General features: G+C 71.3%; 10 protein-coding genes. All 10 read right to left on the bottom strand.

The features are described from left to right. Positions 1 to 203: 203 nt before the first annotated feature. Positions 204 to 1202, bottom strand: coding sequence for a sugar phosphate isomerase/epimerase family protein (locus tag AMK33_RS04340; protein ID WP_073931310.1), 999 nt, complete (start codon positions 1200 to 1202; stop codon positions 204 to 206). 14 nt (positions 1203 to 1216) lie between these two features. Beyond that, positions 1217 to 2425: a Gfo/Idh/MocA family protein gene (locus tag AMK33_RS04335; RefSeq protein WP_073931309.1), complete on the bottom strand. Its 1209-nt coding sequence runs from the start codon at positions 2423 to 2425 to the stop codon at positions 1217 to 1219. Positions 2426 to 2505: 80 nt separating this feature from the next. Then, positions 2506 to 3546, bottom strand: coding sequence for a substrate-binding domain-containing protein (locus AMK33_RS04330; protein ID WP_073931308.1), 1041 nt, complete (start codon positions 3544 to 3546; stop codon positions 2506 to 2508). Positions 3547 to 3563: 17 nt separating this feature from the next. After that, positions 3564 to 4583: an ABC transporter permease gene (locus tag AMK33_RS04325; protein ID WP_073931307.1), complete on the bottom strand. Its 1020-nt coding sequence runs from the start codon at positions 4581 to 4583 to the stop codon at positions 3564 to 3566. Then, complete coding sequence (locus AMK33_RS04320; RefSeq protein WP_073931306.1) at positions 4580 to 6097, bottom strand: sugar ABC transporter ATP-binding protein; 1518 nt, start codon at positions 6095 to 6097, stop codon at positions 4580 to 4582. Before AMK33_RS04320 ends, AMK33_RS04325 begins: the two co-directional genes overlap by 4 nt. Before the next feature lie 230 nt (positions 6098 to 6327). Then, entirely contained in the window at positions 6328 to 7509 is a 1182-nt protein-coding gene (locus tag AMK33_RS04315; RefSeq protein WP_073931305.1) for an ROK family protein, read from the bottom strand. Positions 7510 to 7719: 210 nt separating this feature from the next. Further along, a complete protein-coding gene (locus tag AMK33_RS04310; protein ID WP_073931304.1) occupies positions 7720 to 8397 on the bottom strand; it encodes a GntR family transcriptional regulator in 678 nt (225 codons plus the stop codon). A 144-nt stretch (positions 8398 to 8541) separates the two neighbouring features. Further along, a complete protein-coding gene (locus tag AMK33_RS04305; RefSeq protein ID WP_073931303.1) occupies positions 8542 to 9489 on the bottom strand; it encodes a beta-ketoacyl-ACP synthase III in 948 nt (315 codons plus the stop codon). A 145-nt stretch (positions 9490 to 9634) separates the two neighbouring features. After that, entirely contained in the window at positions 9635 to 9778 is a 144-nt protein-coding gene (locus AMK33_RS42765; RefSeq protein ID WP_167748549.1) for an MFS transporter small subunit, read from the bottom strand. Further along, positions 9747 to 11087 (bottom strand): OFA family MFS transporter, encoded by a 1341-nt coding sequence (locus tag AMK33_RS04300; RefSeq protein ID WP_073931302.1) that lies wholly within the window; start codon positions 11085 to 11087, stop codon positions 9747 to 9749. Before AMK33_RS04300 ends, AMK33_RS42765 begins: the two co-directional genes overlap by 32 nt. Positions 11088 to 11244: the final 157 nt, after the last annotated feature.

Genomic DNA, 11244 nt, shown 5'->3' with positions numbered 1-11244 from the left:
GCCGGGGTGCGCCGTCACCCCGGAGGCGTGGGTGTCCTGAACACTTCAGGGACGGTAACCGCGTTCTTCCGGGGCGAACACCCCTTGGACCGGGACCGGTTGAACTTTTTCCCAACTCAGGACAAAGCGGGATCCGGGCAGGTCGGACCGGGGACCGGCGGATGTTCCGGTCCCCGTCCCCGACCTGCCGTCGGGCGCGCGGATCAGCTGTTGAACGCGGCGTCGAAGGACGCGCTGGGCGGCTCGAAGTCGAAGGCCTTGAGGCGGGTCAGCGCCTCGGGGGCGCCCTGGAGCCGGTCCATGCCGGCGTCCTCCCACTCGACGGAGACGGGACCCCGGTAGTCGATGGAGCGCAGCATGCGGAAGACGTCCTCCCAGGGGACGTCGCCGTGGCCGGCGGAGACGAAGTCCCAGCCGCGCCGCGGGTCGCCCCAGGGCAGGTGGGAGCCGAGGCGGCCGTTGCGGCCGTCGAGGCGCCTGCGGGCCTCCTTGCAGTCGACGTGGTAGATCCGGTCGCGGAAGTCCCACAGGAAGCCGACCGGGTCGAGGTCCTGCCACACGAAGTGGGAGGGGTCGAAGTTGAGGCCGAAGGCCGGCCGGCGGTCGACCGCCTCCAGGGCGCGTACGGTCGTCCAGTAGTCGTAGGCGATCTCGCTGGGGTGGACCTCGTGCGCGAACCGCACGCCCTCGGCGTCGAAGACGTCCAGGATCGGGTTCCACCGCTCGGCGAAGTCCTCGTAGCCGCGCTCGATCATCGGCTCGGGGGCGGGCGGGAACATGGCGACCAGGTGCCAGATGGCGGAGCCGGTGAAGCCGATGACGGTGTCGACGCCGAGGAGGGCCGCAGCGCGCGCGGTGTCCTTGATCTCGGCGGCGGCCCGCTGCCGTACGCCCTCTGCCTCGCCGTCGCCCCAGATGCGGGCGGGCAGGATCGCCTGGTGGCGTTCGTCGATGATGGCGTCGCACACCGCCTGCCCCACCAGGTGGTTGGAGATGGCCCAGCACTTCAGGCCGTACTTCTCCAGGAGCTGGTGGCGGCCGGCGACGTAGGACGGGTCGGCGAGCGCCTTGTCCACCTCGAAGTGGTCGCCCCAGCAGGCGAGTTCGAGGCCGTCGTAGCCGAAGTCACGGGCGAGTCGGCAGACCTCCTCCAGCGGCAGGTCCGCCCACTGGCCGGTGAACAGCGTGAAGTTGCGCGGCATCCGTATCCGTCCTCTCAGGCGGCGATCGGTGTGTAGACGGAGTTCTTCTCGGCGCTCTCCTCCACCGCGGCCAGGACGCGCTGCACCTGGAGCCCGTCGGCGAAGGAGGGTTCGGGACTGCGGCCCTCGGCGACCGCGTGGACCAGGTCGCGGGCCTGGTGCACGAAGGTGTGCTCGTAGCCGAGGCCGTGGCCCGGCGGCCACCAGGCCTCGAGGTAGGGGTGCTCGGGTTCGGTGACCAGGATGCGGCGGAAGCCCGCGTGCGTCCCGGGCTCGGTGCCGTCGTGGAACTCCAGTTCGTTGAGCCGTTCCAGGTCGAAGGCGAGCGACCCGCGCTCGCCGTTGAGTTCGATGCGCAGGGCGTTCTTGCGTCCGGTGGCGTACCGGGTGGCCTCGAAGGAGGCGAGGGCGCCGGAGGTGAACCGGCCGGTGAACAGGGCGGCGTCGTCGACGGTGACCGGCCCGGTGCCGGAGGCGAAGACGGCGGCCAGACCGCTGCTGTGCTCGGTGGGCAGCGGTCGCTCCCGTACGAACGTCTCGGTGAGCGCGGAGACCCCCGCGAGCCGCTCACCGGACAGGTACTGCGCCAGGTCGACGATGTGCGCGCCGAGGTCGCCGAGCGAACCGGAGCCGGCCTGCTCCCGGCGCAGCCGCCAGGTCAGCGGGAACTCCGGGTCCACCAGCCAGTCCTGCAGATACGCGACCCGCACGTGCCGCAGTCTCCCGATCCGGCCCTCGGCCACCATCCGCCGGGCCAGCGCGGTCGCGGGGACCCGGCGGTAGTTGAAGCCGACCATCGCCAGCTGTCCGCGCGCCGCCGCCTCTTCGGCGGCGCGGGTCATCGCCTCGGCCTCCACGACGGTGTTGGCGAGGGGCTTTTCGCACAGCACGTGCTTGCCCGCGGCGAGCGCGGCAAGGGCGATCTCGGCGTGGCTGTCGCCGGGGGTGCAGATGTCGACGAGGTCGACGTCGTCCCGTTCCACCAGGGCACGCCAGTCCGTCTCGGTCTCCGCCCAGCCGTGCCGGCCGGCCGCCGCGCGCACGGCGTCGGCGTCCCGGCCGCAGATCACGGCCAGTTCGGGGCTCAGCGGCAGGTCGAAGACGCGTGGCGCGGTGCGCCAGCCCTGGGAGTGGGCGGCGCCCATGAAGGCGTAACCGACCATGCCGATGCGCAGCGGTGGCTTCCCCGTCTCCGCCCCGTCGGACGCTTGCGGCTGTGCCATTCGGATGTCCTCCTCGTCGTCGTGGCGGGCGGGGGTGGGCCCCGCCCGGGGGGCTGGTCAGGCCCGTGGGGCGGGGCTCCTCACTTGAAGCCCGTGGACATGTACTGGTCCACGTTCTCCTTGTCGACGACGGCCGAGTAGCAGGTCACCGACGAGGGGATCTCGAACTCCGCGAGGCCGCTCACGCCCTTGCCCTGGCCGAGGGCGCGGGCCAGGTCGATCGCGGAGGCGGCCATCGTCGGCGGGTACAGGACGGTGGCCTTCAGGACACCGTTGTCGGCCTTGATGGCCTCGAACGCGGAGAGCGCGCCCGCGCCGCCCACCATCAGGAACTCGTCGCGCCCGGCCTGTTCGATGGCGCGCAGCGCGCCCACGCCCTGGTCGTCGTCGTGGTTCCACAGCGCGTCGATCTGCGACTGCGCCTGGAGGAGCTGGGCCATCTTGGCCTGGCCGGACTCGACGGTGAACTCGGCGGCCTGGCGAGCCACCTTCTGGATGTTGGGGTAGTTCTTCAGCGCGTCGTCGAAGCCCTGGGTGCGCTGCTTGGTCAGCTCCAGGTTGTCCAGGCCGGCCAGCTCGACGACCTTGGCGCCCTGCTTGTCCTTGAGCTTCTCGCCGATGTAGTGACCGGCGTTGAGGCCCATGCCGTAGTTGTCGCCGCCGACCCAGCAGCGGTACGCCTGTGGGGTGTTGAAGATCCGGTCGAGGTTGACGACGGGGATGCCGGCGCGCATCGCCTTCAGTCCGACCTGGGTGAGGGCCTTGCCGTCGGCGGGCAGGATCACCAGGACGTCGACCTTCTTGTTGATGAGGGTCTCGATCTGGCCGATCTGCTGGGCGGTGTCGTTGGAACCCTCGGTGATCTCCAGGGTGACGTCGGAGTACTTCTCCGCCCGCTTCTTGGCGTTGTCGTTGATGGCGTTGAGCCAGCCGTGGTCGGCCTGCGGTCCGGCGAAGCCGATGGTGACCTGCTTGCCGGGCTTGTCGTCGGCGGCCGGCTGGTCGTTGGCGGCCGGCTCGTCGTCGCTGGACTCGTTGCTGGTGCAGCCGGTGACGAGGGCGCCGGCGGACACGGCGGCCGCTCCGAAGAGCAGCCCTCTGCGGCTGGTGAACTCTGGCATGGCGGTGAACCCCTTCTTCAGGTCGTGCTCGCGGTACGGCGCTGGACCAGCACGGCGGCGACGATGATCGCGCCCTTGGCGATCTGCTGGACGTCGCTCTGCAGGTTGTTCAGGGCGAAGATGTTGGTGATCGTGGTGAAGATCAGGACGCCGAGGACGGAGCCGACGATGGTGCCGCGGCCCCCGGTGAGCAGGGTGCCGCCGATGATCGCGGCGGCGATGGCGTCGAGTTCGTAGAGGTTGCCGTTGGTGTTCTGGCCGGAGCCGGCCAGCACGATCAGCAGGAAGGCGGCGATGCCGCAGCACAGCCCGGACAGCAGGTAGAGGTAGAGCCGCTGGCGGCGTACGTCGATGCCGGCGAGCCGGGCGGCCTCCGCGTTGCCGCCGACGGCGACGGAGCGGCGGCCGAAGGTGGTCCGGTTGAGGAGCAGCCAGCCGACGACGGTGACCGCGGCGAACACCAGGACCAGCGGCGGTATGCCGAGCACGTAGGAGTCGCGCTCGCCGAGGTCGAGGACCCCGTCGACGGTGACGATCTGCGTCCGCCCGTCGGTGATCTGCAGGGCGAGACCGCGGGCCGAGGCGAGCATGGCGAGGGTGGCGATGAACGGGACCATCCCGCCGTACGCGATGAGCACCCCGTTGACCAGTCCGCACCCCAGTCCGACGAGGACGGCGGTGAAGAGGATGCCCGCGAAGCCGAACTCCTGGGTGGCGACGGTGGTCGCCCACACCGAGGAGAGGGCGACGATCGCGCCGACCGACAGGTCGATGCCGCCGGAGATGATGACGAAGGTCATGCCGACGGTGACGACACCGATGACGGAGGCCTGGGTGAGGACCAGTTGGAGGTTTCGGGTGTCCAGGAACTGGTCCGGTTTGGTGATGCCGCCGATGAGGATCAGTACGGCGAGCACGCCGAGCAGCGACAGGGTGCGGACGTCGGCGCGGAACAACACGGCGCGCCAGGCGGGCTTTTCGCCGGCCGACGGCACCTTGGGGGCGCTGTCCCGCGGCGGGGAGACGGGCTGCGTCATGACGCCGGGCTTCCTTCCATGACCAGGTCGAGTACACGGTGTTCGTCGAGTTCGCGGGCGGGCGCCGTGTGGACGACGCTGCCCTCGCGCAGCACCAGGACGCGGTCGGCGAGGCCGAGCACCTCGGGCACCTCGCTGGAGACCAGCAGCACGGCGAGGCCCTCGTCCGCCAGCCGGCGGACGACCGCGTAGAGCTCGGCGCGGGCGCCGACGTCGACGCCCCGGGTGGGTTCGTCGAGCAGCAGCACCCGGCAGCCGCGCAGCAGCCAGCGCGCGAGCACGGCTTTCTGCTGGTTGCCGCCGGACAGGGTGCGCACGGGCACGTCCGGGTTGTCGGGCCGCAGCGACAGTTCGCGGACCGCCGCGCGTGCCGCCCCCAGTTCGGCGCCGCGATCGATCCAGCCGGCCTTCGCGAACCGCGACATGGAGGAGACCGACACATTGCGGGTGACGGACTCCAGCATCAGCAGGGCCTGCGCCTTGCGTTCCTCGGGGGCGAGCCCGAGTCCGGCGCGCACGGCGGCCCGTACGCTGCCCGGCCTCAGGGGGCGCCCGTCGACGAGGACCCGGCCGGTGTCCGGCTTGCGGGCACCGTAGATGGTCTCCAGGATCTCGGAGCGTCCGGAGCCGACGAGTCCGGCCAGTCCGACGATCTCCCCGGGCCGCACCTGGAGGTCGAGCGGGGCGAACTCGCCCTCGCGGGACAGCCCTTCGACGGTGAGTACCGGTTCGCCCCGCGGGGCGGCGGCGGGCCGCTCCGGGAAGACGTACTCGACGTTGCGTCCCGTCATCAGCGCGACGACCTCGCGGGTCGGCGTCGACTTCGCGGGCAGCCCGCCGGCGACGGCCCGGCCGTCCTTCAGCACGGTCACCCGGTCGCCGATGCGCCGGATCTCCTCCAGGCGGTGCGAGATGTAGACGACGGCGACGCCGTCGGCGGTGAGGTCGCCGACGATGCGGAAGAGGTTGTCGACCTCGTCCGGGTCGAGGGCGGCGGACGGCTCGTCCATCACGATGAGCCGTACGTCGTGGGAGAGCGCCCGCGCCATGGACACGATCTGCTGCTGTGCCGCGGAGAGTTCGCCGACCAGCCGGGCCGGATCGACCTCGGGGTGGCCGAGCCGCTTGAGGAGTTCGGCGGTCGACGACCTGGCGGCCCTTCCCCGTACGACGAAACCGGCGGCCGTGGGTTCATGGCCGAGGTGGACGTTCTCGGCGACCGACAGGTGTTCCACCAGGTCGAGTTCCTGGTAGATGGTGGCGATGCCGAGACGCATGGCGGCGATCGGCGAGCGCAGGGTGACGTCCTCGCCGCGCCAGCGGATGGTGCCGGTGTCGGGCTGGTGGGCGCCGGCCAGCACCTTGATCAGGGTGGACTTCCCGGCGCCGTTCTGGCCGAGCAGGCAGTGCACCTCGCCGGCCTGGACGTCGAGGTCGACGCCGTCCAGGGCCCGGACTCCGGGGAACGACTTGGTGATGCCGGACATGCTGAGCAGCGGTGGTTGTGGTGCCATGCGGATTCCCCTCGGCGGGCGTACGGGCCGGTGTCAGGGCGATCCCCTTGCGGGGCAGGCGTTTTCAGGCAGGGCGGGGTAGGGCGGTGGCGGTGCCTGGTACGGGTGGTACGGGTGGGCTGTTCCGGTGCGGAGAAAGGTGCGGTGGAAGCCGGTGCGGTGGAGCAGGTGCCGTGACGCGGATGTGGTGGTGCCTGGAACGGGTGCGACGAAGGAGCGGGAAGGGCTGCTTACGCGGGTGAGAACAGGTGGTCGCTGATGAGCCGGGCCGCGCCGATGACTCCGGCGGTGGGTCCCAACTCCCCCAGCACGATGGGCAGGTTGCCCGTGGCCAGGGGCAGCGAGCCGCGGTAGACCTGGGTGCGGATCGCGGCGAGCAGGGTGTGGCCGAGGCCGGTCACCCCGCCGCCGATCACCACCAGGCCGGGGTTGAAGAAGCTGACCAGGCCGGCGATGACCTGGCCGGTGCGGTTGCCACCCTCGCGGATCAGATCGAGGGCGGTGGCGTCACCGGCCGCGGCCGCGGCGGCGACGTCGACGGCGCTGAGCGTGCCGTTCGCCTCCAGCCGGCCGGCGAGTTCGGCGGAGAGCCGCTGTTCGGCGGCCTCCATGGCGTCCCGGGCGAGGGCCGCGCCGGAGAAGTGGGCCTCCAGGCAGCCCCGGTTGCCGCAGGCGCACGGGCGGCCGTCGGGCACGGCCTGGATGTGCCCGATGTCGCCCGCGCTGCCCGTCGTACCGCGGTAGACCTCACCACCGACGACGATGCCGCAGCCGATGCCGGTACCGATCTTGACGCAGAGGAAGTCGGCGACGGTGCGGGCGACGCCCGCGTGCTGCTCCCCCATCGCCATCAGGTTCACGTCGTTGTCGACCATGACCGGGCAGCCGAGGTCCTGGCTGAGCGCCTCCCGCACGGGGAAGCCGTCCCAGCCCGGCATGATCGGCGGAGCCACCGGGATGCCCTCGGGGAAGCGGACCGGGCCCGGGACGCCGATGCCGGCGCCGTCGAACCCCTCCGCGAGCCCCGAGGCCTTCAACTTCGCGGCCATGGCGAGTACTTGCTCGAAGACCGCGACCGGTCCCTCGCGTACGTCCATGGGCTGGTTGATGTGCCCGAGGATCTCCAGCTCGGCGTTGGTGACGGCGACGTCGACCGAGGTCGCGCCGATGTCGACGCCGAGGAACCGCAGGTGCGGGTTGAGCCGGATGTTGTGGGAGCGCCGGCCGCCGCGCGAGGCGGCGAGTCCGTCGGCCACGACGAGATCCGTCTCCAGCAGCCGGTCCACCTCCACGGCCAGTTTCGACCGGGAGAGGTCGACCTGGTCGCCCAGCTGGGCACGGGAGTTGGGTCCGCCGTCGCGCAGCAGCCTGAGCAGTCGTGCCTGGTGGGCGTTGGCGGGTCGCGCTGTCATACGTCTCACGAGCCCCTCCCCGCCTCGATCGGCCTGTGCGCGCCGGATTCCGGCCACGTATGTGGCGTTCCTTCGGATGGGAAAGTAGCAGCGCCTGCCGGAGGTGGGAAGAAGTCGCGCAGGAATTGCCCCCTACTTTTTCCACTCACAGGACAAAGGAGTCCGTGAGGGCGCGGGGAGAGACATCACAAAGCGACCGAAAGGGCGCGCTCAGGACTTCGCGCGGGCGTGGTACGAGCGCCGGGTGTGCTCGGTGTGTTCGCGCATGAGCCGGGTGGCCAGTTGTTCGTCATGGGCGGCGACGGCCGCGATCAGCTCGCGGTGCTCGACCCAGGACTGTCCGCCGCGCTGCCGGGCGACGGGTGTGTAGTACCAGCGCACGCGCCGGTCGACCTGGGCGGCGAGTTCGGCGAGCACGGCGTTGCCGGCCAGCTCCATGATCTTGGCGTGGAAGCGGGCGTTGAGGGCGACGGCGGCGTCCACGTCGTCGGCGTCGACGGCCTTGAGCCCCTCGGCCAGGATCTCCTCCAGGGCCTCCACGCCCGCCCCGTCGGCGTTGCTCGCGGCCAGCCGGGCCGCCTCGGCCTCCAGCAGCGTACGGACGGTGAGGAGCTGGTCGGCCTCCTCCTCCGTCGGCTCGTGCACGAACGCGCCCTGTGCGGGCCGCAGATCGACCCAGCCCTCGGTGTTGAGCCGTTGCAGCGCCTCGCGCACCGGCTGGCGGGAGACACCGAGGTGGCCGGCGAGTTCGCTCTCGACGAGGTGCTGGCCGGGCTGGAGGGCGCGGGTGGTGATGAGTTCGAGCAGCGCCTCGTAGACCCGGTCGCGCAGCGGTCCCGGCCGTTCGAGCTTGGGCACCGCCCCCTGGGGCAGTCCGGTCGACAGCATCGCGGTCCCCCTCCTCGGCGGCGCCGCGCACCGCCGCGAACACCGGTGCACCGCAACGCCAGTAGTGATTGTCTTTCGTCTACAGTCTACGGCGCACAGACACCAGGGGGGCGGGGAGTCGGCCTCGTCACACCCGCGGCGGGCTCAGGGGCAGCGCACGACCTGTCCCGCGTACGACAGGTTCCCGCCGAAGCCGAAGAGCAGTACCGGGTCGCCGGCCGTCACCGCGCCCTGTTCGACGAGCTTGGAGAAGGCGAGCGGGATGCTGGCGGCCGAGGTGTTGCCGGACTCGGTGACGTCGCGGGCGACGACGGCGTTGACGGCGCCGAGCCGGCGGGCGAGGGGTTCGATGATCCGCAGGTTGGCCTGGTGCAGCACCACCGCGGCGAGGTCCTCGGGCGCCAGTCCCGCCTTCTCGCAGGCCTGGCGGGCGACGACCGGCAGCCGGGTGGCCGCCCAGCGGTAGACGCTCTGCCCCTCCTGCGCGAACCGCGGGGGCGTCCCCTCGATCCGCACCGCGTGGCCCATCTCGGGCACCGAGCCCCACAGCACCGGGCCGATCCCCGCCTCCGCGCCCGGGGCGCAGGCCTCCACGACGGCCGCGCCCGCCCCGTCGCCGACCAGCACGCAGGTGGTGCGGTCGGTCCAGTCGGCCACGTCGGACATCTTGTCGGCGCCGATGACCAGCACCCGGCTCGCGCCGCCGGCCCGCACGGTGTGGTCGGCGGTGGCGAGGGCGTGGGTGAATCCGGCGCAGACCACGTTGATGTCCATGACGGCGGGTCCGGGCATGCCGAGGCGGGCCGCGACGCGGGCGGCCATGTTGGGCGAGCGGTCGATGGCGGTGGACGTGGCGACCAGGACCAGGTCGATCTCGGCGGGGGTCCGGCCGGCCGCCGCCAGTGCCTTGGCGGCGGCGTGCGCGGCCAGCTCGTCGACCGGTTCGTCGGGCCCGGCGATGTGACGGGTGCGGATGCCCACGCGGCTCGTGATCCACTCGTCGCTGGTGTCGACCATGCCCGCCAGGTCCTCGTTGGTGAGGACCCGGGCGGGCTGGTAGTGGCCGACGGCGACGATGCGCGAGCCGATCATGGGTGATCCCCCTAGTGGTTCAGTTGCGGGATGCACCAGTCTGATCAGTGACTCACGGGTACGAGGGCAGGTGAAGTGACAGGAAACGGGCGCCGGGCTTGTCGGCTTCCCTCAGCCTCCGAAGCGCCGTCCCGACCGTCCGCGGTCAGCCGGTGAACAGTTGTGTCGCCTTGCGCACGAGCTCGTACAGACCGTAGGCGAGCGGCACCCCCACCCACAGCCAGGAGAAGGTGATGAGCCCGCGGCGGCCGGGGCTGCTAGGCGGACTCTGGCTGCTCTCGCCGGTCATCGGCGGCCTCTTTCGGTGTCTCGGGGCTGGGGACGTGGTGGCGGGGGTGGACGGGCCGGACCAGCTCGTTGGCGACGAAGCCGACGACGAGCAGCCCGATCATGATGACCAGTGACAGCCCGTACAGGGACGGACCGTGCCGGCCCGCCTCCTCCTGGCGGTCGGCGACCCAGTTCACGATCAGCGGTCCGAGCACACCGGCCGTGGACCAGGCGGTGAGCAGCCGGCCGTGGATCGCCCCGACCTCGTAGGTGCCGAAGAGGTCCTTCAGATACGCCGGGACCGTGGCGAAGCCGCCGCCGTAGAAGGAGAGGATCACCAGGGCGCACAGCACGAACAGCGGCTTGGAGGAGTCTCCCAGCAGCCAGATGAGCGCGTACATCAGCGCGCCGACGCCGAGGTAGACCCGGTAGATGTTCTTGCGGCCGATGAGGTCGGAGGTGGTCGACCAGCCGATGCGGCCCGCCATGTTGGCCGCCGACAGCAGGGCGACGAATCCCGCGGCGGCGGTCGCCGACACCGGTGCGGAGGTGTCCGCGAAGAAGTCGGTGATCATCGGGGCGGCCTTCTCCAGGATGCCGATGCCCGCGGTGACGTTCATGGTGAGCACGATCCACAGCAGCCAGAACTGCGGGGTGCGCACGGCGGAGCGGGCCGAGACCTGCGGTCCCGTGACCACGGCGGGTCCGCCGGCCACCGGGCGCGCGGTGCGCGGCACCCGCACCAGCACCACGCCGAGCAGCATGAACACGGCGTACGTCAGCCCGTGCACGAGGAAGGCGAGCGCGATGCCGGCGTTGTCGGCGCCGAAGGAGTCGAGCATCTGCGACGACCAGGGCGAGGCGATCAGCGCGCCGCCGCCGAAGCCCATGATGGCGATGCCGGTGGCCATGCCGGGCCGGTCCGGGAACCACTTGATCAGCGTCGAGACGGGCGAGATGTAGCCGATGCCCAGGCCGATGCCGCCGACGAAGCCATAGCCAAAAACGATCAGCCAGTACTGCTCGGTGGCCGCGCCCAGGGCGGAGAGCAGGAAGCCGGAGGAGAAGCAGATCAGGGCGACGGTCATCGCCCAGCGCGGGCCCCGGCGTTCGACGAGGGTGCCGCCGAACGCGGCGGACAGGCCGAGCATGACGATGCCGAGCTGGAAGGGCAGTGCGCTCTGGGTGCCGCTGAGGTCGAGCGCGGACTCCAGCGGCGGCTTGAACACGCTCCACGCGTAGGCCTGGCCGATGGAGAGGTGGACGGAGAGCGCGGCGGGCGGGACGAGCCAGCGGCTCCAGCCCGGCGGTGCGACGGGGGGACTCATGGGTCCCCAACCGTAGGGACGGCGCGGGCCGTTGAGAAGACGGTTGAGCAGACAACCACTGGTACTGCACAAAGCCTTGCTGGGGTCACCTCCATACTGTAGACAATATTTCGTCGACAGAGATTCGGCGGTTCCCGTGGTCCTCGGTGTCCCTCGA

Source organism: Streptomyces sp. CB02400 (genome assembly GCF_001905725.1).
In the GTDB taxonomy this organism is placed as follows: domain Bacteria; phylum Actinomycetota; class Actinomycetes; order Streptomycetales; family Streptomycetaceae; genus Streptomyces; species Streptomyces atrovirens.
Note: the sequence above shows the minus strand (reverse complement) of the source record. Positions and strands in the feature narration are given on the sequence as shown.